The sequence below is a fragment of the Sedimenticola selenatireducens genome (assembly GCF_963675335.2).
GTDB lineage: Bacteria > Pseudomonadota > Gammaproteobacteria > Chromatiales > Chromatiaceae > Sedimenticola > Sedimenticola selenatireducens.
On sequence record NZ_CAXXYC010000003.1, the window covers coordinates 1,283,004 to 1,309,773 of the forward strand.

Annotated in this window: 15 protein-coding genes; 4 read left to right on the plus strand and 11 right to left on the minus strand. The window is 55.6% G+C overall.

What is annotated here, in order from left to right; genetic code table 11:
* The first annotated feature begins 102 nt into the window (after positions 1-102).
* The 4 genes from mfd (at position 103) to ACHZBF_RS09655 (ending at position 6,567) form a co-directional block, all read left to right on the plus strand.
* The gene (gene mfd, locus ACHZBF_RS09640; RefSeq protein ID WP_394707563.1) at positions 103-3,594 is read left to right on the plus strand and encodes a transcription-repair coupling factor; all 3,492 of its coding nucleotides are present in this window, start codon (positions 103-105) and stop codon (positions 3,592-3,594) included.
* A 114-nt stretch (positions 3,595-3,708) separates the two neighbouring features.
* Positions 3,709-4,467 (plus strand): peptidoglycan binding protein CsiV, encoded by a 759-nt coding sequence (locus ACHZBF_RS09645; protein ID WP_321528291.1) that lies wholly within the window; start codon positions 3,709-3,711, stop codon positions 4,465-4,467.
* Positions 4,468-4,491: 24 nt separating this feature from the next.
* Positions 4,492-5,421 carry a bile acid:sodium symporter gene (locus ACHZBF_RS09650; RefSeq protein WP_321528292.1) on the plus strand — a complete coding sequence of 310 codons (930 nt, stop codon included), beginning with the start codon at positions 4,492-4,494 and terminating at the stop codon, positions 5,419-5,421.
* 138 nt (positions 5,422-5,559) lie between these two features.
* On the plus strand, positions 5,560-6,567 hold the full coding sequence (locus ACHZBF_RS09655) for a DsbA family protein (RefSeq protein WP_051302474.1): 1,008 nt from the start codon (positions 5,560-5,562) through the stop codon (positions 6,565-6,567).
* Between the two features lie 140 nt (positions 6,568-6,707).
* Here ACHZBF_RS09655 and ACHZBF_RS09660 read toward each other — a convergent pair whose 3' ends face one another.
* The 11 genes from ACHZBF_RS09660 to ACHZBF_RS09710 all read right to left on the minus strand — a co-directional run bounded on the left by ACHZBF_RS09660 (position 6,708) and on the right by ACHZBF_RS09710 (position 26,752).
* Positions 6,708-7,745, minus strand: coding sequence for a toxin-antitoxin system YwqK family antitoxin (locus tag ACHZBF_RS09660; protein WP_029134332.1), 1,038 nt, complete (start codon positions 7,743-7,745; stop codon positions 6,708-6,710).
* Positions 7,746-7,973: 228 nt separating this feature from the next.
* Positions 7,974-8,870: a S41 family peptidase gene (locus tag ACHZBF_RS09665; RefSeq protein ID WP_321528293.1), complete on the minus strand. Its 897-nt coding sequence runs from the start codon at positions 8,868-8,870 to the stop codon at positions 7,974-7,976.
* 47 nt (positions 8,871-8,917) lie between these two features.
* Positions 8,918-9,487: a hypothetical protein gene (locus ACHZBF_RS09670; protein ID WP_321528294.1), complete on the minus strand. Its 570-nt coding sequence runs from the start codon at positions 9,485-9,487 to the stop codon at positions 8,918-8,920.
* Positions 9,484-10,173 carry a glycine zipper domain-containing protein gene (locus tag ACHZBF_RS09675; protein WP_029134329.1) on the minus strand — a complete coding sequence of 230 codons (690 nt, stop codon included), beginning with the start codon at positions 10,171-10,173 and terminating at the stop codon, positions 9,484-9,486. The genes ACHZBF_RS09670 and ACHZBF_RS09675 overlap by 4 nt, the downstream gene beginning before the upstream one ends.
* A gap of 13 nt (positions 10,174-10,186) precedes the next feature.
* A complete protein-coding gene (locus ACHZBF_RS09680) occupies positions 10,187-11,836 on the minus strand; it encodes an SUMF1/EgtB/PvdO family nonheme iron enzyme (RefSeq protein ID WP_157606848.1) in 1,650 nt (549 codons plus the stop codon).
* Positions 11,826-13,634 (minus strand): ABC transporter permease, encoded by a 1,809-nt coding sequence (locus ACHZBF_RS09685; RefSeq protein WP_321528295.1) that lies wholly within the window; start codon positions 13,632-13,634, stop codon positions 11,826-11,828. Before ACHZBF_RS09685 ends, ACHZBF_RS09680 begins: the two co-directional genes overlap by 11 nt.
* A gap of 23 nt (positions 13,635-13,657) precedes the next feature.
* Positions 13,658-14,377, minus strand: coding sequence for an ABC transporter ATP-binding protein (locus ACHZBF_RS09690; protein WP_273438289.1), 720 nt, complete (start codon positions 14,375-14,377; stop codon positions 13,658-13,660).
* A gap of 83 nt (positions 14,378-14,460) precedes the next feature.
* Positions 14,461-16,599 carry a vWA domain-containing protein gene (locus ACHZBF_RS09695; RefSeq protein ID WP_029134326.1) on the minus strand — a complete coding sequence of 713 codons (2,139 nt, stop codon included), beginning with the start codon at positions 16,597-16,599 and terminating at the stop codon, positions 14,461-14,463.
* 85 nt (positions 16,600-16,684) lie between these two features.
* Entirely contained in the window at positions 16,685-22,996 is a 6,312-nt protein-coding gene (locus ACHZBF_RS09700) for a carboxypeptidase regulatory-like domain-containing protein (RefSeq protein WP_321528296.1), read from the minus strand.
* Positions 22,996-25,866, minus strand: coding sequence for a hypothetical protein (locus ACHZBF_RS09705; RefSeq protein ID WP_321528297.1), 2,871 nt, complete (start codon positions 25,864-25,866; stop codon positions 22,996-22,998). Before ACHZBF_RS09705 ends, ACHZBF_RS09700 begins: the two co-directional genes overlap by 1 nt.
* Entirely contained in the window at positions 25,856-26,752 is an 897-nt protein-coding gene (locus ACHZBF_RS09710; RefSeq protein WP_321528298.1) for a tetratricopeptide repeat protein, read from the minus strand. Before ACHZBF_RS09710 ends, ACHZBF_RS09705 begins: the two co-directional genes overlap by 11 nt.
* Positions 26,753-26,770 lie beyond the last annotated feature (18 nt).

Below are 26,770 nucleotides of genomic sequence, written 5' to 3' on the forward strand. Positions count from 1 at the left end.
TCAGGGAAATTAATGACTTTATGTGCGTCTGGAAATATGCCTTCGATACGCTCGTCAGCTGTGCGAAAATCACCCGCCTGTCTTACCCGAACGACTGGTGACATGTCCGATTCACAAATAACTGACTCCGTAGTGCTGCATGAGCCAATGCATCCGCCAATTCCCGGCAAGCAGGATGAACGCATCCAGTGGGGACGACTCTATGGCTTGAGTGATGCGCTGGCCATCGCATCGGTCGCCCGGGAGTTCCAGGGCATTACCATGGTAATCGCCGATGATGCCCAGACCGCGGCAAAACTGGAGGACGGGCTAAGGTTTTTTCTAAAGGATGCAGAGATACCGGTCTTTGGCTTTCCCGACTGGGAGACTCTCCCATACGATATTTTCTCGCCTCTACCCGAACTGGTATCCCAGCGTCTATTGACGCTCTATCGCCTGGACCAGATGAATCGCGCGGTACTGATCCTTCCAGTCAGTACCCTGCTGCAACGACTCCCGCCCAAAAGTTATCTGCAGGCCAATACCTTGCTGCTGAAACCAGGCGACACGCTGTCACTGGAGAAAATGCGCCGGCAACTGGAACAGGCCGGTTATCAGTGTGTGTCGCAAGTCGTGGAGCATGGCGAATACACTATCCGCGGTTCTTTGCTGGATATCTTCCCAATGGGAAGCAGTATCCCCTACCGGGTCGACCTTTTTGATGAGGATGTCGAGAGCATAAGGACATTCGATCCGGAAACCCAGAGAACGCTGAATCATGTCGAGGCGATCGAAATGCTTCCGGCAAGGGAGTATCCCCTGGATGAAACCGGCATTACCCATTTCAGACAGTCATTTCGCAACACCTTCGAGGGTGATCCGCAACGCAGCCTGATATACCGGGAGGTGTCCAACGGCAATGCTCCAGGTGGCCTGGAATACTATCTGCCGCTCTTTTTTGAACAGACCGCCACCTTGTTTGATTTTCTGCCTGATCAGCTACTGACTATTCGCACGGCAGAGACCCGGGATTATGCCGACCAGTTTCTGCAGCAGGTCCAGACACGTTATGAGCAGCGCCGATATGACCCGGAACGACCATTGCTGCCCCCCGATCAACTCTATCTCGATACCGAACATCTACTGGCGAATCTGAATCGTGGCATGTCGATCTGTACACAACGGACAGAGATTGAGACACGCAGCAAGGGCTACAGCAACTTTTACAACTTTGCCACCCGCACTCCCGAACCGCTCAGCTTCCAGGCACGGGCGGAACGTCCCGCGGCCGCGCTGCAGGCATTCATCGCCCGCTCCCCGGGGAGAATCCTGTTTGTCGCCGAGAGCGCCGGACGCCGGGAGATGCTGAAAGAGACCCTGGCCGGATATAACATCCGTCCAAGCCAGGCGGAAGGCTGGCAGGCGTTTGTCGATGCCGACAACCCCCTGATGCTGACGGTTGCCCCACTGGAACAGGGAATCTGGCTGGACCGGGCCGGACTGATCATTATCACGGAGAGCCAGCTGCTCGGTGAGCGGGTTCGGCAGGACCGGCGAAGAAAGACCAAACAGCGGGATGCCGACCAGATTGTCCGTAACCTGACGGAATTGCATATCGGCGCGCCTGTCGTCCACGAAGACCATGGTGTCGGCCGTTATCTCGGCCTGCAGGTGCTGGAAGTGGGCGGCATGACCACTGAGTTCCTGACCCTGGAGTATGCCCGGGGTGACAAACTCTACGTCCCGGTCTCATCACTGCACCTTATCAGCCGCTATGCCGGGGCTTCTCCGGAAAGTGCTCCACTGCATCGTCTCGGAGGCGACCAGTGGGAACGGGTGAAACGCAAGGCGGCGGAGAAGGCACGCGACGTGGCGGCAGAACTGTTGGAAATTTATGCCCGTCGTGCTGCACACAAAGGCTATGCCTTTCCACCACCCGGGGAGGAATACGCCGCTTTTGCCGCCTCTTTCGAATTTGAGGAGACGCCCGATCAACTGCAGACCATTGAGTCGGTGATAGCTGACATGGCCGCCCCCCAACCCATGGACCGGGTGGTGTGCGGTGATGTGGGTTTCGGCAAGACCGAAGTAGCCATGCGCGCCGCCTTCATGGCGGTTCAGGGGGGGAAGCAGGTGGCGGTACTGGTCCCCACCACCCTGCTCGCTCAGCAGCATTTCGAGAATTTTTCCGACCGGTTTGCCGATTGGCCGGTGAAGGTAGAAAGCCTCTCGCGCTTTCGCACCGCCAAACAGCAGAAGGCGATTACCGACGGTCTGGCGGCGGGCACCGTGGACATTGTGGTGGGCACCCATAAACTGCTGCAGGAGAGTATTCGCTATAAAAACCTTGGCCTGGTGGTGATTGACGAGGAGCATCGCTTCGGTGTGCGGCACAAGGAGCGACTCAAGGCGCTGCGCAGCGAGGTGGATATGCTGACCCTGACCGCCACGCCTATACCTCGGACCCTGAACATGGCCATGTCGGGGATGCGCGATCTCTCTATCATCGCCACCCCGCCAGCGGCCAGGCACCCGATCAAGACCTTTACCAGTCAGTGGAGTGATGCACTGATCGTCGAGGCGTGTCAGCGTGAGATCAAACGCGGCGGTCAGGTCTATTTTCTGCACAACGAAGTCAGCACCATAGAGAACACCGCGAATAAGCTGGAGACGCTGTTGCCCGGAATTCGGGTTCAGGTGGCCCATGGACAGATGCGCGAGCGGCAGCTGGAAGAGATCATGCGGGATTTCTATCACCAGCGGTTCAATATCCTGGTCTGCACCACCATTATTGAGAGCGGCATCGATGTCCCCAGCGCCAACACCATGATTATCAATCGGGCCGACAAGCTGGGGCTGGCCCAGTTACATCAGTTGCGGGGCCGGGTTGGCCGGTCCCATCACCGGGCCTATGCCTACCTGATCACACCACCACCGAAGACCCTCACATCAGACGCAAAGAAACGATTGGAAGCGATTGAATCTTTAGAAGATCTTGGAGCTGGATTCACCCTGGCCACACACGATCTTGAGATCAGGGGTGCAGGCGAATTGTTGGGTGAGGGCCAAAGCGGCCAGATACATGAAGTCGGTTTTACCCTCTACAGCGACCTGTTGGAGCGTGCCGTCAAGGCGCTGAAAGCCGGGGAGCACCCGAGTCTGGACCGTCCACTGGATCACGGTGCCGAGATCGATCTGCAACTTCCCGCGCTGCTGCCGGAGGACTATCTGCCCGATGTCCATTCACGCCTGGTGCTCTATAAGCGGATCGCCAGTGCCGGTTCCAATGCCGAGTTGCGTGAACTGCAGGTGGAGATGATCGATCGTTTCGGCCTGCTGCCGGAGCCGACCCAAAACCTGTTTGGCATTACCGGATTGAAACTGAAGGCCAATCCCCTGGGAATCCGCAAAATCGAGGCCGGGCCTGCCGGCGGCCGCATCCTGTTTGACGGTCAGCCAAAGGTCGACCCGGGACAGATTATCCGACTGATTCAGACACGCCCCAAGGAGTACAAACTGGACGGTGGTGAAAAACTGCGATTCTTCAAGGATCTTAGCGACCAGCAGAGGCGTATCCAACAGGTGGGGGATATCCTGGATGAGGTATGTGGGTAGTGATGCGCCCGGTGACGCAACCGAATCTTAATTACCCCTATACATTTTTTCCTTTGAAAGGGACAATCATCGCCTGTTATCCAAAACAATAGCCGATCCGCAAACGCCATCCATATGAAACTGTTCCGATTTTTTGTTGCGATAGTACTGGGTCTGTTCACCCTGACGCATCCCGTACAGGCCGCAGATGAGGCCCCCTGGTACGATATTGAATTGATTCTGTTCAAACAGGACGCTTCCGGTAGTGAAGCCACGGAAAACTGGCCGGAAGATCCGGGTAGCCCGGACTGGACGGACGCAGTGACCCTGCTACCCCCTTTGTCCGAAGAGATACTACAGCCTTACACCTTGCTACCCAAGGCAAACTGGCAACTGAATGCACAGTTTAATGCCTTGCAACGAACCCGTGCCGGGATGGAGCCGCTGTTTCATCAGGCTTGGCGCCAGCCGGTGGCCGCCAGCAGAGCGGCGGAGAACATTTACCTGGGCCCAGACCTGGTCAAGAAGAACGGCGCACCTCCGCCGCCGTTCGAGGGTCTGATCAAAATCAGCGTCAGCCGTTATCTGCATGTCGAGCTGGATGTTTTGCTGAGGGGTGCCAACAACAACCTCCCCTTCAACACCCTAGACACGCTATCCAGCCCGACCCGGGGCAGCATCCGGTTTCATGCCAACCGGCGCATGCGCAGTGGAGAACTGCACTACATCGACCACCCAAGGATAGGAGCACTGATCCTGATCAGCCGGGTGGAACTCCCCGAACCGGAACCGCTGCCGCCCCCGGAGGACGTTGCACCAGGTACCTCGGCACCGATTCCCGAGACATCCCCTCAAGCGCCGGAAAAACCAACGCCAACCCCGGCAACGAACTGATTCGAGCACTGGTTAACCGGAAACATGAGCGGATATTTTCTCCCGGTCGGTCTGTTACTGGCATTTCTCACGGCCTGGCTTGCCCCGGAACCGGGCAGGCTGCTCCAGCAAGCGGGACTGGTCCCCTGGATGGTCGTGACCATTTTCCTGATTAATGGTTATCAGACGGTACTGAGCCAGATGCCCCTGTCGGGAAAACTCTGGACCACCGCACTGATTGCCGTCCTGATCAATCTGCTGATCAGCCCCTTTCTGGGTCTGGCGGCTGCCAGTCTGCTGGCACTGCCAAGTGCCGCCGCCATCGGCCTGATCGTCACCGCGACGGTACCATCCACCCTCTCCTCGGGGATTGTCATGACCCAACTGGCCGAGGGCGACGGCATCAAGGCGCTGTTTCTGACGATCCTGCTGAATCTGTTGGGGGTATTCACCATCCCCTTCCTGCTTCCGGTGGTGCTGGAAAACGCCGGCTCCCTCAATCTCTCTCCCTGGCCGCTGCTCAAGCAACTGCTGATCATCGTATTACTCCCCTTTGTCCTGGGGATGCTGGGCCGCCGGATCCTGCAGTTGTCACCACGCCACTGGCTGATCCGCTACCTGCCCTCCAGCTGCGTGGTCGTCACGGTCTGGATGTCCGTCTCGGCATCCAGTGAAACCCTCAAGGAGATCAGCCTGCCGCTGATCGGCGGCATGATTGTGGCAGCACTGCTGCTGCATGGCGCACTCCTTCTGCTCTGTCTCGGTTCGCGCCACCTGTATCAACCGCAGCGCGGTGAATGGATTGCCCTGCTGTTCACTGCATCGCAAAAAACCCTGCCGGTCGCCGTTGGCGTATTGGCCGCACTCAATCAACCCATTGGCGTGGCGCTGGTGGCCTGCATCCTGTTCCATTTTATGCAACTGCTGGTCGACTCCATGTTGGCTGCCAGGCTGGCAAGGACTACTGCCGGGTAGGATCCTGTGTAATCATGCACAATCAATGCACAACCATACTTGTTGGACAGCATCATTCCGGAACTCGCTCCAGGATCTGCTGTCCCAGCTTTACTGACGACAACGCCCGCCGGGCAAACTAATCAGCAAGGATATTCGATGAAGCCAATCAAGATAGTTACACTCACTCTGGCCCTGTTCGCAGGCAGCACACCTCTTCATGCCGCCACAGATGCCCTGCTGACCGAGGAGAGTGTCATTGGTACGGTGAGCGGAAAAGAGATCCGTCTGTCGGATATCGAGGACCAGAAGATCAATGAACTGCGCATCCAACTGCATAACGCCCTGCAGGAAGCATTCATCCAGCATGCCGTCACACAACTTGGCGCCAATTCAGCCGACTATAAACCTGCTGCACCCGCACAGATTACCGACGAGCAGGTAACAACCTTCTACCAGAAAAATAATCTGCAGAGTCGCGGCTCCCTGGAACAACTGGGCCCCATGATCAGGGAATATATGGAGGGCATGGCCAAAGCCAGGAGTGATATCCAGATATACCAACGTGCGGCGATCAAGGGGGATATCACCACCCGGTTGATAAAACCGAAAGAGATGCTGCTCAATCTGCCGGTAGCCAGTGCCTTTGTAAGGGGTAATCAGAAGGCGGATGTCATGGTGATGGAATTTTCCGACTATCAATGTCCGTTCTGCAAACGCGCCCAGAGCACCATCAAAGATCTGATTGAACAGTATGGAGACCGGGTTGCCTTCGGTTATCGCCACTTCCCACTGGCCTTCCATAAAGAGGCCGATGATGCGGCATTCGCCGTTGAATGCGCGCGTGATCAGGGCGGTTTTGAAGCCATGCACGAAATACTTTTCGATCAATCCGATCTATCCAGGTCCAACTTGAAAGAGATCGCCAAGCAGATCAATCTGAAAGACCTGGAACAGTTCAACAGTTGCCTCGATAAAGATCAGTACGCCGATCGTGTCGCAAATGATATGGCCGCCGGACAGGCCGTGGGAATTTCCGGGACTCCGGGTTTTATTATCGGTTATTACAATCCTGATAACGGCTCCCTGGAGGGCGAACTGATCTCTGGCGCACAACCCGCAAACGTCTTTATTGCAGCCATTGAAAAGTATCTTCAGGGCCGTTAACACACCCCATTACATGGATAATGGAGTACATATCCAATCCATAACCATCAGAAACAGCCCGGCAACGCCGGGCTGTTTCTATTATATTCCAGCAGCAACGGCTGCCTCTGGGTGGTGCCCCCTACGGCATCTTACTCAGATTAGTGAGTACGACCAGTTCTACAGTCCACAGGCCGTCCATCGGGATCATATTTAGTGCATAGACTTAAGGAGCCATCTTTTCTGTATTGATATTTCTTTTGGGGAGCCCCCATGAAATAGCTTGTACTACTACGCTCACGGCCTGACTCATAGTACTGCACACTGTCACCATGCTTTTGTCCATCCGCATAGGCTGTTTGATAAGCCCGGTACACTGCTCCGGATTTACTTATCCGATAAGCCTCATCAAGACCGTTCATTTTACCATCGGCATACTGCGTTCTACGTGTTGGATAATGTGTGGAGAATATTGAGTCATACCGATAATTAGTCTGCAACCCGACTTTCACATTGTTCAAAAACCGCTGCTCGCTGGAGAGATGCCCGGTATTATCATATTTACACAGCAAATATGTTCCTCTGGCATCCTCACGATTTGGATAAAAACGGATGTTCCCGCGTTTATCACCTTCAGGGTTTTTCATGGCACAATCACCCAAATCCGAAGCATCATTATTGACAGATGTATTATTTAAAATATTGTCTAAAGACAGCTGTTCAAGATGGTCAGAACTGGTTATTTCATTCAGCGTATTTGCAAAAGATGAAGAACTTGCAATGGCATTATCAGCGTTTTGCAACTGTTGAGATCCACCATCTGGATCGAGATGATCATTTTGTTGTTGGGTAAGCACCCGTATATCGGCTTCCAACTCAGGAATAGTCTGTAAAAGCACCAGCTTCTTGGTCTCCTTTGACAACTCTACAGCGGTAAGAATGGTCTTGAAATATTTTTCATGAGAATAGATTTTTTTTGATATCAGGATTGTCATTACCCTCTCTTCCAACTGCTGTCGAGTCATGAACTTTTCCGGCCATAAAAAAGATTTCGGAATCCAAATGAGATCAGGATCGTTGACTGCCTGTGTAAGCAGCGCATGCTCCTGCTGCAGTTCCTCGAGAGTTTGTGCCAGAACCGGCGACTGGACCAGAAAAACGATCAGAATGGCCCCTGAGATTATACGAAAGTATTCCATTTCCTACTCCTGATCCTCGTGAAAAACTGGTTGAAAAATATTCGCTCCAAACCGTTTGAAAATGCAGTCACCATTTCGGTCAGGCATACCAGGTATTACTGCACTCCGCTTGGTTGAAGGCGATCCAGAATCAACCGGCTGCTGCGCAACTCCTCAACGCCGAGCGTAATATCCGGTTCTATCCCTACATCCTTACAACCAACACCCCCGGGCAAGCGGATTTCCAGGTTAGTAAAATAAAACAGCGATCCATCGGAGAGCCGTTTTTTTTGTCTGCGAGACACATTTACCGCGACTTCGCATGCCAGCCAGCCTGGCACGCCCCTGCTGCTGAAGAATACCGGCGAATATCTCTCCAGCACTCGCGGTCACCTCACTTATCCAGATAGTTAGCGGGCGGGCGAACTTGGGTGGAGTCTGTGGTGAATAAAAACGCCGTTTTAGGCCATGCCGATCATAGGTCACTGCCAGCTCCTGTCCGGCCGGGAGGAACAAAGCGGCACTATCCATCGCCTCAAACAGGTCGCCCCCCTGGCAATCACGCAGATCCAGGATTAACGGGGAGGAGTCGGTTGTTGCGCTCACCAAAGTGGCGAGAAATATTTTTGTCTCCTGCTGCCTGAAACTGCGTACTCGGATGATGCGTTGCCCCGCCAACTCCACCGCTTCGACCGCTGGAACCGGGGTATCTTCCAATACTAAGGTCAGGGTCGAGGGCGATCTGCATGCGGACTCGCAAATCTCAATCTGTAACACATCCCCCGTACTACCCGTGAGCATTCGTGCAATATCGGGTAGAGACAACACTGCAACCTCTTTACTATTGACCTTGTAGAGTTCGACCCGATCCCTGATACCGGCACGAGCAAGCGGCCCGTTCATATAGGGCATGAGCCAGGTTCGCTGCCCGATTTTATATAACTCGGCGCCTATTCCTGCCCTGCTCTCGGCCACATTTCCGGGCGGGACAAGGTGTGCCCAGGGATCGATGGTCTTTACACTCGATCCCAGGTCCTCCTGAGCCAACGACTGCAGCTGGGATTCATTCGGCACATTCAAGGCCTGGCTCAGTAAAATTGCCCGCACCTCTTCCACAACCCGGGCTTCCGTCGCGACCAGGGGCAAACTCCACACTAGGCCCAGAAGGGTAACCAGGTAACGCAAACGGGATTTCACTCTGCCAGCATCAATGTCAAGCTGAGCAACGAGTCATACTCCTTTTGCAACTCCAGCCGTTGTGCCTCCAATTGTTGCCGACGCGTGTCACCGAGCGCCCCGGTGCCAGTTCCCTCCAGCGCATCGGCGCCCCCGGTACCGCCACCTTCAAGCGCATCGAGGCTAGTCTGCTGCTTGGATAACTGCCCCTTCAACACGTCGAGCCGACGCTGAAGGTCCGCCACCCGCTTATCCGAGGCACCCTGCTCCTTACCCAGCGTCATCAATCTCGCCTCCAGGGCCTTCACATCGCTGTTCAGAGTAGCCAGCTTGCTCTGTTCCTGTTCTAACACCAACTGACGCTGATGCTTCTGTGCATCAAGGCTCTCTGTTTCCGCTTCCAGTTCTTTCTGCATGGCCCTCACTTTCGCCAGATTTTCCTCACGCTCCTGGGCGCGACGTTCGTAGGAACCACTGGAAATACCGTGAACCCCTCCAAAAAATCCTCCTTCCCGCGGATCGTCGGTGGTCACGCAACCCGTCAGCAGCAAAGTGGCAAGAATCACCAGCGTCTGTTGCGTCTTCATACCGATAACCTCTCGTTTATCTGTGCAAGCTGTGTGCTGTCATCTCGCAACTGTTCAATCTGGGCCTTCAGGTCGTTGTTTTCCTTCTCCAGTTTGGCCAGGTAGGGATCGGATGCCGGACGTGTCTTGCGCTCTTCGGCAAGAATTTCGGAATTGATCTCATACTCTTTCTGTAATGTAGATTCAAACTCCTGATTCTTTGCTATCTTCTCGTTGAGCTGTTTCTGCTTCGCCAGCAGTTGATCCCGATTCGCCTTGCCAGACTTGTACTGTTTTCTCAATGCAGCAGTCTCGGTATCAAGTGCGGCTATTTCCGTACGCAGACGCTGGTGCTGTGCTTTCGCCGTCTGATTGAATTCGGCGGTGCGTGCAGTTTCCGCGTCAAGGAAATCTTCATTGGTGGCGTAAGCCTCCTTGCGCTTGGCGATTTCGTTACCAATCAAGTAGCCCGCCCCCGCACCTACTGCCGCTCCAATAACGGCGCCTTTTTCATCGCCAGCAGCCAGCCCAATCAGCCCACCCAGTAAGGCGCCAAATACTGCACCTTCGGTTTTTGTTCGCTGCGAATCTGACTGACTTGATGCCGTGGAACTTTCGGTATCGTTTCTTGGTTGATTAGTGACACAACCGGTAAGCATGGTACCGACCAGAATCACCGGTACAACTTTAACTGCCAAGGTTTTCATACATCACCTCTTATCATCTAAATTCACTGAAAATTTTGTTGAACTCTTCCAACCAGACAGCTTTATCCACCATCCGATTCTCGTTATATTTCTGCACATGGAGATCCAGTAACTCCAGCACACGCGCCTCTCTCGAACTTAACGTCTTCTTCTGCAGCATCTTGAATGCATGCGTCCTGAATTCATTCTGATAGTCACCAATCAATGCCACCTTTTCCAAGTAAGCCTTATACTGTTCTTCGGCTGCGGCCCTGTTCTCATCCAGAGACTTCTGTACGGCATCAACCTGAGCCTGGTAGCGTGTGGACATAGCCAATAATTTTTCCGCTGTCTTTTTGGCTGTTTCAAGCGTGGCGCGCTTGCTTACCAACACACTCAGATTGGTCCCGTTGCGCGATGCGTCCTGCAACAGGCTCCGGGCACTCTCCCGCTGCGCCTGATCCAATTGACCTCGTGCCGTATCCACATAGCTCTGAATTGACTGCACCTGTCCTTGCGCGTCCGGATAGCGGTCCAGCAATTGCTGAAGCACCGTGTCCACGGTATCCAATTGACTGGATGCCTGACTGACCAGGTTATCCAGTGTGCGGCCTACCGGCGTCTCGCGGCGCAGGGTTTTACGGTATTCTGCATACTCTTTCTCCAGCGCACTGCGCGTGGCAGAACTGACCACAACATTGGAACCGAAGGCGAGTCGGGCACCTATATTGAAGGTTCTGCGCAAAACCATCTGCTTGTTTTCCGCATCCCAGGCATAAGCGTCAAACTCTGTTCTGTAGCTTGATCGCACCTTACCGGCGGGACTGGAAACACTCGCACCACGCACAGGCACACCGCCCGGCTTGCCTTGCCAGACTTCGGGCCGAAATATGCCAGCAGTCATTTCATGAACATTGCCATAGAGATCGTGAATGCCCAGTCGATTGGGTTTGCGCATGCCGACTGGTCGTGGCTTGTTTTTTGCGTTGCCCAGATGCCAGGCGTACTCATTCAACTGGCGTGCTGCAAAGGGTACTCGATCGTTGAAGCTCCCGTCCTTTATTGCCTCCAGTCCATCTCTGGCGGAATATTCCCATTCATCCTCCGTGGCCAGGCGAAAAAAGCCCGGCACACCATCCACTGCAGGGAGTCCAGCCTGTCGCTCCGGGTGTGCCGGATCAAACAGCCAGCGATTGTACGCCCGGATGAAATCTTCAATCACCTGATAATCTATCCACGCAAGGGGCATCGCCTGCGCCTGTTTCAGTTTCCGCCCCTGCAGATCGTCAAATTTCTGATCGGCGGAATTACCGCTGGCAGCGGCCAGGGCATCACTGCCCATCACTGCAACAAACTGCCCCTTGGTCAGTTCATATTTGCCGATCCAGATTATCCAACGCTCGTTCTGGGCATCCTGAAACGACCCGGCCACCATGCTCCGCTGTATACCTTCGAACGCACCTCCACTGGCATCGCCCATTTGCACGAATCGCTCACGGGCACCCCAGAACCCCTTACCCGGGACTTCAACCGGACGCAGTACCATCTCGGCCCCGTTAGGCATCGGCAATACCAAGTCACCGTCGGCCGGGCTGGGGTTATAGATGCTCTTTGGCGGCACCGCCCCCCAAACCTGTAGTGTTACCAATAGAGCACCCAACAGCCACAGACATCTACTCTTCACGAATTGCCTCCGCTGGATCGATTAATGTTGCCTTCCAGGCTGCGATCAGAGAACTGCATACAGCCAGCGCTAGCGTGGCCGCCAGGGCCAGCCAGGAATACCCCGCGGGCAGACGACAGATGGCCTGTCCAACGGCAAGTTCATGGCCAAATGCACTATTGATCACCTGTGCCAGACACCAATAGCCAAGCCAGCCAATGGCCACGCCGAGGATGGCAATCAGCGCTCCCTGAAAGACCGGAAACAGAAATACATCGGTACGTGCCAGACCGATCAATCGCAAGACACCCAAATCCTTTCGCTCACGTTCAACGGCCGCATACAAACTGGCCACCAGTACGGCACCGGCACCCACCACGCCCAGCACGGCGATCAACCAGAAGAGTCGACTCAAGCCTCTATCCAAAACCTGGATGCGTTCAATCGCGTCGACCTCCGCGACCACTTCCAGTCCACCGGATCGGAGATGTTCTACCAGAGCGGGGATATCATCGATAGTTTCGCCATAGAGTCGAAAACCACGATAGCCGGCACGTTCCAGAACCAGGCCGCCGGACTCTGGCTGATAACTCACCTTGCGCTCAACACCTGTGCGCAACATACCCATCAGTTCAGCCGGTATTAGCGCCGTCTTTAAACTGGACGCCCCGGCAACCTTTAAAGGCAGCTCCAACCTGGCGATACCGGTAAAGACGGCCTGCAGTTCAGAGGATTGATCGAACATGTCATTTGGCAGTACGGCCTGCAATAACCGACCAGAATCCAGAGCCCGGTCTGACAACTGCCCCCAAGGTGGAACCGGCCAATCGAGCTTTCTGGCCAATTCAGCACTGATCGAGAGTCCCATCACCGCAAGCTGGCCATTCGGCAGTTCAAGTTCCATTTCCCTGGCATAGGGGAACACCACCGCGCCTCTACCCCGCAATTTCCGCTGCAGTGCTTTGATACTGGAGAAGTTGACCGCTCCGGCGGGGATGTTCAGATCGTACGCATGCCAGCCATCCGGCAAACCCAGGCCGGTCAGTGATTTAAACGACACGGCAGTCATGCTATCTGCCTTCAGCAGGCCGGTATTCACCACCAGGCCGGTACGGGTTACCGGATCAAGCGGGGTCTCGGATAGCACCACAACCCCATCAAAACTCATATAGGGGCGGGCTGACTCCCCGTTCCAACCACGCCTGGCAATCCCACGCCCCTCTTTGTAGGACTCGACATCGACAACAAAGTCCAGAGGGGTATAGACCCTGGCCAGATTACCGGCCCGGGTTGATAAAACGGCTATCACCCGCAGCCGCTCTTCCGCGGTTTCCAATCTTCCCGCACGGCTCCGGGTCACCCGGGCCACGATGGTTTCGCCGGCCTTTGTCCCCAGACGTCTGGCCGCTTCACCGCTCAGCACGCATTCACCATTCTGTGGAATGGCAGCGCCATTTTCCAACAAAAGCGGATCACCACTGTCCGTCGGAACCAGGTCCATCAGTTCACTGTCACTGTCGCCCGAGCTGAGATGAATCATTGATGAGGCTGGCAGGATTGTGGGGGTCATGAAGGCCACGCCGGGCTTGCCCTGCAACTGCCGCAGCCACTGTTCGTCAAAGTTGCGTGTTATCGCGGGCCGGATCTCCCTGTAGACCGGGTCCTGCACCAGTCGATCGCGTAGCGTTTCTATTGTCCCCTCTTTAAGCCCCATCAATATCAGTAGCGGTGCGAGCACCGCGGCCAGCGCGGAAACCAGGCACAGGGTTAATACCCATTCATGCCGGAGGTGGGCCGCGGCCAGGTTGAAAACGCGCATCCTTTGGCTGCCGCTATTAATCATCAGGCAGGCTCCCTGCGACAGATGGAACGCACCTGGTTCTCCGCAACTTGGGTCACTTCAAAACCATAAGTCGCATCGGCCAGCGATTTCACCAGATCCACATCATGCGTAACCATGATAATGGAGAGACCTTCATCCCTTGCCAACGACCTGAAATCATCCACGATCAGTCGGGCGCGTCGTTTGTCAACAGCAGCGGTCGGTTCGTCCGCCAGTACCAGCCGTGGAGCATGGGACAGGGCACGCAGGATGGCGACCCGCTGGCGCTGTCCCCCAGAAAGCGCATCCGGTTTGCGCTTCAAACAGTCAGTGACCCCCATACGTTCAGCCATGGCAAGCACGCGCTGATTGGCACCCGGCAATCTGTTCATGCGCATGGGTAGCAACAGATTGTCCTGCACGCTCAGATAGGGTAATAACCCACCCGTCTGCAATACATAACCCAGGTGTCGTCGTCGGACGGAGGCCAACGCGTTCTCATCGTTACGCGCCCACAAGCTGGCCACATCAGTTTGATCCTGCTCCGTGAAGGCCAGCCGAAAGCGGGAAACCTCGTTCGGCTTTGATATCAGCGCCAACAGGTCAAGCAAGGTGCTTTTGCCACAACCACTCTCACCCACCACCGCCACAAATTCCCCTGCACGGACAGTCAATTCCGGAATCACAAGCTGAAAACTGTTCGTGGCATGTTGTCGCGTCTTCACCACCTGTTGCAGCATTAACACTGGTGCTGATAGATTCTTATCAGCCTCCGGATGTTGCTGCCTGACAGCTTCTACAGATTCACGAACGTTCATAGCATTTAAGGCAAATAATCGATATGCAGCGGATGCACCAGTTCACTGGCTGGGTCGGATTCATTCAGTCGATGCCAGGCATCGACCTGCGAATTAATCGCCAGATACTGGGCCAGTTTGGCCTTCAAACCCCACTCCAGTTGAACCCGCTGCTCGGCAGTGAGGCTGGCAAACATCTCATTGCTCAGCGAGAGAATATCGCTACGGTATGGCAGACTCTGGATAAAAGCGGGAAGCAGCCCGGTCTCCGCCAGACTCTGCGCCCTGCCCAGATCCTCGGGGCGCTTGAGGGTCTGGCCCGAGACACTCTGCAACGCCTCGAAAAACTGTCCCTGGCTGATCTTCGCCTGATCAAAAGCCTTTAGGACACGATCAAGGGCCTGTACCAGGCTGCTTAACTGTTCGCGCGTCACCAAAACCCGCACTTCCAGGGCGGTATCAGCGGGATTCAGCAGGTCACGATCCATTACCCAGGCAACGATATCTTTGGGTGGCCGTGCACCCTTGCCAAGATATTCGATCAACGCCGCTTCCCAGACCTTGTCCATCGCCATCTGACCTTGTGTTGCGACATCCAGGTCGGCTCCGTATTCCGGCATGGGAGGTGGTGGTGGCAGACTGCGCATGGCCAGGGACTGTTCAAACCGGCTCACAACCCCGCCTACCACGCTGTCAACAGCGGCCTGAAAATCACCCTCTTTAAAGGCATTGACCTGTACCAGTGCCTGTTGGCCATCGCTACCCCGAACCTGCGCCAAGTGGCCAAACTGGGTGGCAGCACGGTCATGATCCTCGGCGGCACGCTCATCCTGGAGATGTAACGAGATCAGATGCACACCGGCATCATCCAGCTCACGTCGCAAGTCGGTCTCGTCCTTGCCGGTAGTGTTCTGCGGATGTCCGCGGGGATGGGAACTGGCATCACCCACCAGGACAATAAAACGCAATGCACCGGGACGCCATTGCGAGCGCAACGCCATATCCACACCGGAAAAAACCTCTTCAGCATAATCCAGACTGCCGGCTGGTGTGGCCCTGGCTTCGTTGGTAAGTACCTCGATCAAGCTGTTGGCATCCACCAGTTCCGGGGTGAAATTGCGGCTGGTGTACTCCACAGCCGGGACGGCGGCGACCGCGTCACGATAGCCGACCAGCCCGAACTTCACCTTATCCTTCAGGCGATCACCCGTGGTCTGGACCATGCGCCTGACGGCATCCCGCGTCATATCGATATAAGGCTGCATGCTGCGTGTCGTATCCATGACAAACACCACATCGATCGAGAGGTCAGCGAGTCCGGCCCCCTGATCCACCTCGCGACCAGTACTGGCCTGGTCCCTGTAGCCACTGTCGTCCAGGGTGTCGGCGCCACGCTGCCCGGGTACAGCCGCAGCTAGTTGAAGCAGCCGCACCTCGTCACCATAGATATCCAGCTGTTCCCAATCCAGAATGGGCAAAATATAAAATTGACGGTTGATATCGATGTACCTTTTTGGCTCCATGCTGACCACCGTGTCAGGTGGCGTCGCGTTATCGATGGCGTTGTAGATCTCCGCAGCCTTGCCCGTCATATCCTCAGCATCGACGATGGCTTGCAGCGATTCCACATCCTTGAACATCAAAACCGGTTTACGCCCTTCTGCGATCCCTCCGGGATGGGTATAAGCGACCACCAGTGCCTGTCGCCATTCCAGGGCATCTTTCGCCTGAATCCAGCCCGTGGTCTGCTTTTTATTGCTACCCACCTGATACCAACCCTGTGGATCAGAGGGATTGCTTAAATCGATACCCTCGCGCGCAAATACATACAAAGGCCGGAAGGCCTGAACATTGGCCTGCGCCACCGCATCGGGATTTGCCTGCTGCTCCAGGTAGACATTGGCAAAGGGTCGAGGCAGCACCTGCAGCGGTAATCCGGTAGCGGTTTCGATACAGGGTGATTGCCCATCACAGGTTACCGGTGAGGCACTGATGCCACCTTCCAGGGCATCGGCCGACACCGCTCCACCTTCCAGAGCATCCGCGCCGGTTGCGTTGTTCCCTTCCAGCGCGTCGGCGCCGGTACTTGCGTATACCGTGCTGACCAATAGCAGACTGCACAGTAGAGTGGATATTAATTGTCTGAGCCATTCATGCCTTTTCACAACCTTTCCTCCCAGTTGTAGGCCAGGCCCCTAGCGCTGCCTGAACCCAAAAATAGTTGTCTCTTTTCGGTGCTGTCATTCATTTTTATCTCGCGGGTGCAGTTTTGTTGAGTACACCCTCGACCAATTGCATGTGCGCTTCCAGGCGGTAATCCGGATAGAACCTGAGGCTCTCTTGATACTTGTCCAAGGCCTCGCGCAATCGCCCTTGTGCCTGAAGTTTTCCCCCTTCAGTACGCAAACGTTTAGCCTTTTCATAACGCTGGCGCATCTTGGGATCCATGGCGGCCGTATTGGCCGGTTTTTCAGTTGCAGCCTGTAGTGCCGCTGTCTGCTCTTCACGTTTCACCGGTTGCATGACACCACTGCTGCCCTGAAACAGGTCGATGGCGAGGTCGCTGTCACGGATCGGCCATAACAAGCCCTGCAGCTCAGCTCCGGCAGCCACCCGCTCATCTCGCTCCCCGGGTTGCGCGGAACAGTTAACATCCAGAGACAGGTGCCTGACCACGCCGGACTGGCTGGCCACCATCACCTCGATCGTTTGCTGGCCAAACTGCAATGGCAGGTCAACGTGGGCCTCATCACCGGCCAAGACGGCCTTGTGCCAGGGCCCACCCGCCGTGCGTACACCGACCAGTTCGGTCTCCTTCGGTATGGCAGTTACCACGTGCGCGTGACGTTCTGCGATCGATTCACCGGGTTTGGGTTGCATGACCTGGGCCTGGGGTTGTGCCGCTTTCACCTTGACAGGGAGCACGTTGATGGCCGTATTCCCGGCAGCATCCACCACCCGCAGTTCAAGGCGATGTTCGCCCGGTTGAAGTAACAGTTCGGTAGAGAACTTGCCCTTGACGGGTGGAAATTCGGCCCAGAGTCCGCCATCGATGGAAAGCGCAGGTTCTACCGTCCCGGCTTCCTTGTTTATGGTCGCTTCGAGACGTTGGATTGGACCCTCGACAGTACGGCCAGGCTTCGGCTGGTTGAAGGTGATAACAATCGGCTTCTCTTCGCCTTTGACGGGTAGGAAAAAGTTTGCCTCGTTATTGACTCTATCCAGATCGTTGACCTGTTTTTCCGGATCAGCCACCAGATAGAAGGCACTGGACCCGGCTGTGGCCTTCCAGCTGAATTTCGCAATCGCGCCACCATGCAGGGTAATATCGCTGACAGTGACACGACCGATCTCTTCACGATCACGCCCCTGCGTCTTGCGAAGCAGCGCGACGTCCACCTGGGGTACGGCAACAGATCCCAGATTATGAACCGGAACCTCAACCGTCACCTCGTCGCCCGTCTTTGTTTCAGCGGGGGCGTCCAGCCAGATTTCGGATGAAGAGAGACTCAGGTCCGCTGCATTGATAGAGAGTCCCCCCACCTGCGATACCGACTGGCGCGCTTCTGTCTCGGATTTGGCAACTGTCCAGACAGGCGTCGCGGTTAACCTGAACTTGAAACGAAAATCGCTATTAACCACATAGTGGCCACCGCGCAGATGCTTGGAGTTGATACCGATGCGGTTGTCCGCCGGATGTCCGTTTTTATCAAACCGCAATGCAGCTGGTGGTATGCGGAAGCTGTAGTTACCCTCGGGTATGGTATCCCGCAATCCGCCAATAATCTGACCATTCAGCACAATATCGGTATCGTGGGGATGGTAGCTTTTTCGACTCCAGGGCAGGCTGAATCCCATCTCAAGCCAGGCCTCTACCAGGTTGGTCTTATGCCACTGCTCCTGTTCAAGCAGCGCGGAGTATTCAAAAATCCCGTCATCGCCCACATCGGCGTGAACAAAATCGACTTCACTATCCGCATTGGTATCGTCACCAACCCAGCGTACATCACCGATGTTCATCGACCAGCGATCCGCCACCCCATCCCGATCGAGATCTTCCGGGTTATCACGCCGGCTCCAGTCAATGTTCGAAGGGTCGAGCCTTTCCGCCAGGTTGGCGTTATGAATCAACCCGGGTTCCTTTTCTTGCAGGGATTCGTCCGTCGGATCAATACCCGGAAACAGCCAGATTTTCCGCGCGCTTTCGCCCGCTGCCAGCTTCATTTCATAATCGTAACTGAACTCCTTCTTCAGACCGCGTGCCACGATCCGGGTTTTGACGCCATTGAAGCCCTCATAAAATCGCGGCGTAACCGTAAAGTCCAGGTACTGGTTACGGGCTAGCAACCCATGCTGAACGGTGGGGGAGATGGTCACGGCCTGGCTATTGTCACTGGTCACCTGAAGATCGGTGATGGTATCACCCAGGTTGGTCAGCCGCAGAGTACGACCATGACCAAGCGGGAGCGCCCCCCGGTCCTTCCACTGCAGTTCGACATGCGGCAATCTAACATGAACTGCCACCTCTGACTCGTCACTCAATCCGTTATCGGACACGATCCGGACAGGAATTGTATGATCAGCAGTGTTCACATCCTGGGCGCTAATGCCGAGAAGGAACTCCCGCACCTCTCCCGGTGCCAGGTTGATTGGTTTATCCTCCGAACCTTCACCGACAAAACCGACCAGCATGCTGGGGTCCTTCGGTTTACCGCACTCGAGGCGAACACTCAGCGGTTCATCACCGTTGTTGCGCACGCTGATACCCACCCGTTGATTATAATCCCGGCGGATATTGGCGCCGTAACGGCTGCGCCCAAAGGCCAACCCCTTGACTCGGGTCAGGGTCTGTACCGGACCATCCTGACTGCCGCCCATCGGTTGTATCTCGTAAGGCACGGCGGCTTCCAGATCCTTCAGCTCGACCACGCGCAACCGGCCACTCTGTCCACGCTCGGTCTTCCACTCCGTGCTGCCCTGTTTCCGGTAACGCAACAGCGACTCGCCATGCCTGGGTGCAAGCCAGCTGACCCGTATCGATTCGCCAGTGAGCACGGCCCCGTTGGGAGGAGAGATATCAAAATACTCTGACAGGTAAAATTGCCGGGTGACGCTCGCCTCGACACCTGTACCATCGTAGGCTGTAACCTCCACGGTATGTTTTCCCGCAGCCAGCGCCTGCCAATTCACATCAACATCGTAAGGGGCCGAATAGTCCGTTGCCAGGACGGTGCCATCCAGTTTGTAGCGCACACCGGCAACTGGTCGACCGTTATAATTGATCGCCTGGGCCGCCAGCTTGACGGGCTGATCGATGGTCTGCCCTTCCCTCGGTGAATTGAGGAACAAGGCAATCCCTTCACGGGCGCGATTGCCGGTCGCCTGCACCCAGAATTTCTGCCATGCAACCTGGCCATCAGCACCAACACACTTTGACTCAACCACATAACGCCCTTCACCGGGGAAGCGTGCGCTTTTGGCCTGGTCGCTGTTGAGTGTGATCTCGGCCTTCCCATCACCATCAAGGTCGAGCTCACAACGGGTCGCCGGGTCAGCATGCTTGAGGACCAGCCGCTTGAATGAGACCTGTTCGGGGAAAGAGCCATCGGGGGTGGATTCGATATGCTCGGCCTGGAGAGTACGACCCCGGCTGTCGACCATGATAAACCCCGGTTCCCTTGAGGTCGCGTTGTTACCCCATTCGCTCAGTTCTATACGGAGGCGAACCGGCTCATCCAACTTCAGCGACCGAGACCATCTAACCGGATCGTAGTGACCGGATTCGTGAATCAGCTTGCCAGTCTGGTCGTTGTATACCTTGACCAGAGTCTGTACCTGGCTGGCGATACTCAGTTTGACCTCGCCGGCCTTGGCCATTTCAAACAGGAAGCGGTCGCGGTCCCCGTTCTGGTCAATCGAGAAGGACTGCGCCTCACCATCCAGCAACCGCCGCGGCGGGTCTTCGGCCAGGGGCTCTGTTTCCGTCGGTTCAGCTCGCTGCAGTGCCAGCTTCAGCTCATAGGGTTCGGTCGAGGCGGTGTTATTGCCCCACTCACTGAGCTGGATATAGTAGATGCCCTTGTTCACCTCAGGCCGCAACTCGGCGGTCTTATTCCCATACGCTCCTCGCTCGGCAATCATCTTCCGCTGACTGTCGAATATTCGCAGGTGGGTCTGCTGAGCAGAAGTTGCACTCACCTCCAACATACCGGGAAAGTCGATATCCACGGCATAGAAGTCCTGATCCCCGATCGGCAGGTAACTGCCGTAAACGGTATCCCCCGACACCAGTGGCGTCGCCTGGTCAAAGTTTTCGTTGCGCTGTTGATAATCGATCTCGTCCGCCCGTTCAAACCAGACCCGCATCGTGTAGGGCAGTGCAGAGTAACTGTTGTTGCCCCACTCCTCGATCGACACGAACACCGTCCCGGGTCCGTTGGCGTGCCAGTTGAGTTCCACCGATTTGTTCTCGTAGCCACCTACCTCCTGCAGCAGTTTACCTTTAGCATCGAACACCTTGAGATGACGCTGCATCGGCCCCTTGCTCTGCATGCGCAGTACGCCGGCACCGGGAATATTGACGCTGAACAGATCCCGGTCTCCGACAGGCAGCAGGGTACTGGCAAACCAGATATGGGAGGGCAGTGAACGTGCGGCGCGCATCTCCCCTGGCACCTGTACCGGATCGACCACACCGTCATCGGGCATCATCTCTACTGAAAGGCGGTAGGGTTCCAGCGAGGCATCATTATTTCCCCACTCCTGCATCTCGACCAGGTAGACACCCGGGGTTACCGCATGCTCCAGAGCGAGTGGTTTGCCAGCGTAACCACCCTGCGCTGCCAGCTGCTTACCCAGACTGGAGTAGATCTTTACGTGACGCTGCAGGCTAGTATGCATATCGCTGAGTCGAAGAATACCGGCCTGCTTGACTTCGAGACGATAGAAATCACGATCACCCACCGGCCAGATCAGCCCGGAGACCTGCTGATTCAGATTGATGGTGCGGGCTGATTCAGCATCCTGGTTCGGTTCATTGGGATCAACGGCCGGCTCTGCGGCAATGGTCAATGTCAGACTGGCTTCCGGGTCGCTGGCATTATTACCCCATTCGGACGCCTCGATTGAGTAACTGCCACTGACCAGGCGCTGCTCAAGAATATTCGGTTTGCCGACATGAGCCCCCTGCTGCCTGATCGAGTTACCATCGCTATCCCGCAGATGTAACAGTGTCTCAAGGTGAGCAGCTTCAATCGTTACCGTCAGCTTTGCCGCTTCGGGCAGCCTGAATTTAAAGAAGTCACGATCTCCCCGCTCGGCAATCTTGAAGCGGATGGATGCGCCCACGAGCACTTCCTGGCCGTGCTCAAGATCATTGTTGGGCTCCAGCTCCTGCTGCTCGGTCAGCGGTGATAAAGAGACATCCAGCTGGGAGGCACTCTCGGAGAGCACCAGCGGAACAACGGTAGAGACATAACCCTCTGCCGCAACATGGGCGGTAATCTGCCGCCGCGACAGGCTCACCCGTCCATTAACGTCCTGGTGGTTGGCCGCACCAATCTGCAATCCCTTGAAATGGGCCAGTCCCGATCTATCACTCTTCATCTCCGCAATGGCGCCGCTGGGCCAGGTCTCGGCTAACGCTATAGTGGCACTGGGGATCGGTTTACCCGTCACCCGGTCAGCCACCTTCACCGGCTGACTGATGGCTTTTGATTCCGCCCTCAACTTCAGCAGCAGCGGCTCCTGTTGATCACCAACACACTTTATCCAGCTGATACGATCACAGCTATCCGTTTCACATAATTTTCCAGAGGTGATGATTCGCGTCGGTGGCTTATCATGTTCTACCCGGAAGTCCCCCGCTTCGAAATAGTTCTGCTGCTGACAAAACAGGTCGGCTGCCGGCTTGTTACAGTTCTTGCCCCACTCACGACAGAGATCCAGCGCTACGCCGTCGATCATCGGCCCATCGATCTCGACCTGTTTGGTCATATCCGGGGCAACCACCTCCACCACCTGGCTGATTGATCCATAGCCGGGGGCATTGGCGCTGAGTTGATAGCGGCCAACAGGCAGGTCGATAAATTCAAAGCGTCCATCCCAGGTAGTGACCGAATGGGCCTGTCCGGAAAGAGACGATTTCACCTCGATCGGATCCAGGACCACCATCACCCCGGCAATCGGCTGCCCCCCACCCTCAATGACAACCCGACCACCCCACCGGACCACAGCTGCCGGCGTCAGGGTCAGCTCGATGGCCTGGCGGGCGCCATTTGCCAGACTAACCTGCTGGGTCAGGGTCTGGTAATCCGCCTGCTCCACACTCAGCTTGTACTTACCACCTGGCAGGCCCTCGAAGACAGCCATCCCACGGGCGTCAGTGGCAGCATGCCGGTTACCGATATGCACCCGAACATTGGCCATAGGCTTTCGTGTAGCGTCAGCGGCCTGTTCGAACACTTTCACACCCAAGGGCCCCGGAGCCTCGGCATGGGCAACGGTAACAAGAAGGGTCAGGAGCAATAAGCCATGGAGTAACCGGGCAGTTAGTGACTTCATTATCTGCGCTCCACGATAGCTGGCAGAACAACCTTGGCCTCGATCTGCGGGCGGTTGGTGCAGTACCAGTCTTTCTGCTTGTGGTGGGCAGTGATATAGGCACCACCCTTCCCTTTGACCAGGCCCAGTTCATTCACCAGGGAGTCGATCAGGCTGATCGGTTTTCCGTCCTTGCCTTTCTGTGGATGCTTGGCGTAGAAATCCGCCCGCTTCTGCAACCTCTCACGGATGTCCGAGAACTCCACGCCCGGGGGCAGACGCAGACGGCCTGAACGGAGATTGCGACAGATATTGACAATGCTGTCACCGGCCTTGTACTGGCGGTCGAGTGCATCGTGGTCATAACCGGTTATAAGTTCCCTGCCATCCAGTTCAACCGAGGTACCACCACCGGCACCCAGCCCAAGCGTGGCAGACAGCTTGGCGCCCAGGCGGATCCGGGTCCAGGAGAGTTCGGCATCGACCTTCGCCTCTGCACCGGCACCCGCCGATACCTCGCCCTGCGCCTTGCCTGTCAATTTCAATCCCCAGAGCGACAACGAGGCCTCCGCAGCGGCCTCCGCCTTGCCGCCCACGAAAACCTTGGCTTCCAGGGAGCCGGCTATGCGATCCGAACCCAGATGCGCCTCTGCCGAGGTTTTCCCTTCCGCTCCGAGCTTGGCTGTACCTGAACCCTTGACGCCCAGGGTTGCATCACCGACTTTTTGTTCCGCACTACCCGTGGCCGTCATCTTGACCGCGTTGGCTTCCGCATTGATATCCGCCTTGGCATGCAGACCGCGCTTGTTGGCGGTAACCTCCCAGCTACCTGCTGCGCTATGCTGGCCGGTCTGTATTTTGGCATCGTATTCATAGTCACCACCGGAGTCATTCTGCCCGGCGCCGCTGGTGGATAGGGTTTTACTAGCCTCATCGATCGGCTCGAAAAGTTTTCCCCCGGCAATTTTGACATTAACTTTAGTGGGGTCCCCAATCCCCTCGCCCTCCTTGGGCTGGTTGGGATCACCGCCCGGTTTCAGGTCCTTTTCATAGCCCCCGGTGGTGGTTCTGGATTTTTGCCAGGGCTTGTCAGTTGTCGTGGTGGTAACGCTTGTGGTCGTTTTTCTGCCGTCATCACCGGTACTAGTCGTGCTGTGGCTATCCGTATGGGTGGTGGTTCGCTTACCGGTCCGATCATCAGTTGTGGTGGTTGTCGAACTGTCAGTTCTCCTTTTAACCCCGCCCTGTTCGTGCTCCGTAGTCTGTTGGCTGGAATCCGTGGTCGTGGAACCCGTGCTACCCGGCATCCACCCCTTGTAGTCCTGCTTCGTGGTTGAGTTTTCGTAGGTACTGGTACGCTTGCCATCCTTGGTGGTGCGTGTGTTGGTGGTTTTAGTTGAATCGGTCTGTTTAACTGAACCATCAGCACCCGTTTCGAGGGTTGTCTTTGTCTGACGGGTGGTTTTACCCCCACCCGGGGTACTTTGGGTGTCGGTCCGGGAATCGCGTTGGGTCGTGCTACCATCCGCATTTTGCGTGGTCGATGTCCGGGTCTGGGTGCGCTTGTCACCATCCCGCTCTTCGGTGATCTTCCATTTACTGTTCTTGGCAGAGCCCGAACGCTCTGAGATTGTTGTCTTGGAGTCCTTGTCAGCAGCACTCTTGCTGGCCTTTCTTTCGGACTGTCTGGTTATTTCTTTTTCATCCGGTGTCGGAGCAGCAGGCAGGTTGGCCTTTTTTCGCGCCGCTTCATTAGCCGCCCGAGCATCCTCGTTAGCGTTATCAACCAGCCTGTTGCGACCACGAATATTGGCAGCCGTATCCTCGGCATCTTTATCAGCTGTGCCCCTGGCGCTCTTGTCTACCGTTTTTGCTACCTGTTCACGGATCTTCTTGATGTTCTCAGACTTTTTGGCGGCAACAGGCTTGGTATTTTGTATCTCCTGGTCAGCCTGACGAATCCATTTTTTCTCATCTTCCTTCTGCTGTTGCGGAGTCGCGCCCAGGGGTGTGATACCGGTCTCGTATTTATCGCCGTAGTTCCTCAGCTTGTTGGCTTGTTTAATGACTTCTGAATCATGATCCACTTCATCGGCCGACTTACTGACACTTTTACCCATGGTTTTCAGTGCCATGTCCCGCTTCAGCTGGTCGTCGGGCGATTTGCTGTTGATATCGGTATTTTCGAGATCTTCTGCACCGTGGATAAACTTTTTCTCGTTATCCAGAACATTGCCTTCAGGATCCCTGACCGACTCATTGCCTTTTACATTGGTCGCCTGCTTGCCACCTGGTGTAGAAAAGGCATCGTGGTATTTTTGTCGTTCACTGAGCTGGTCGGCTGTGGGTGGTTGCCACAGGGTCGTATCTTTCGATTCATTGATATAGATACCCAGCTTTTTATCGTATTTAACAACGTCCCCGTTCGCTCGCCACTCATCGGCGATTTTCGCGGCCACATCACTATTGTTGGCACTAATATCAACATCTGCACGCACATCTTTCGGTGAGCTGCCGGTGGTTTTCAGACTCGAACCATAGCGCTCCTGCAAGTTTTCAAGCTCATCACCCCGCGTATCCAGGTTATTGAACTGAGACTGGATTTCTGACTTATCCTTGCTGTAATCACTGAGAATCTGCTTGTATTCAGGGTGATCGGTATCGACAGTTCCATCCGCCCTGATCAAATTCGGATTGCTGCGAACCCTGGTGTGGTAACTGCTTTCAAGCACATTCAGTGCATTCTGTTGGCGTATCCGGAGATCATTGATGCTGTCACTGGCAACGGCACTGATCGGCAGCCCCGTTAGCAGTAGAAGGACTATAAACAGCCATCGGTACAAGCCAAACAGCCTGGTGGCGGGCAGCGGGATTGACAGATCAGCGCGCACCTTTGTCACCCAATTTCTTCAGCAGGGCAGACGCTTTCTCCTTTAACACTGCATCGGCCTTGCCGTTGCTGAGGATGCCTCGCAACTCCTTATCCGCAGCCTTTTCCTGACCCAGTTTGATCTGTACCCCGGCCAGGTAGAGGGGGAGTTCCGGAGTACGATCACCGGCTGCTCGTGCTTGCAGATACCTTTCCGCCGCTTCCTTGTTCCGCCCCATGTCATCCAATAGGGTCGCTAGCAGGAACAGTATTTGAGGATTTTCAGAGACGGCTTCCATCGACTCTTCCAACAGCTTTACCGCCTCATCACCGCGGCGCTGACTAATAAGCAGAATCGCCAGGCGATGGATGGCCGCCGAATGCGTGGGATCAGCCTTGATGGCCCTGTGCAAGTACTCCCCTGCCGGTTTCGTCTGGCCGGCCGCCATCAGTATTTGCCCCATGTTGTACCAGGCATCTGCACGCTTGGGATCGATCTTGACCGCCGCATGAAAATTGGTCATCGCCTCCTCTACGTTTCCCTGTTTCAACGCCAGAACGCCCAGATTATTGTAGGTTTCAGCAAACAGTGGATCTGCATTCAGCGCACAGTCGTAATAGCTTTTCGCCTGCTCAAACTGACCCTGGGCCAAGGCGATATTGCCCAGCAGGTTACAGGCTTCCTTATCATCGGGATTGGTCTTCAGAATGGATTCAAGCTGTGCCCTTCCCTGCTCTATATTGCCGTCATTCAACGCCTGCTCTGCCAGTTTGAATCTCTCATCCACGGTTAGCTCCCCACTGTGCAAACTGAATGGTACGCCCAAAACGGCGATAATCAGGACTCCGGGTATCAATCGCCTGAAGCGGCAAAACAGACGCTCTTTCCTCGATGGTGTGGTTTGCATGAAACCCTCTCCTTTGCT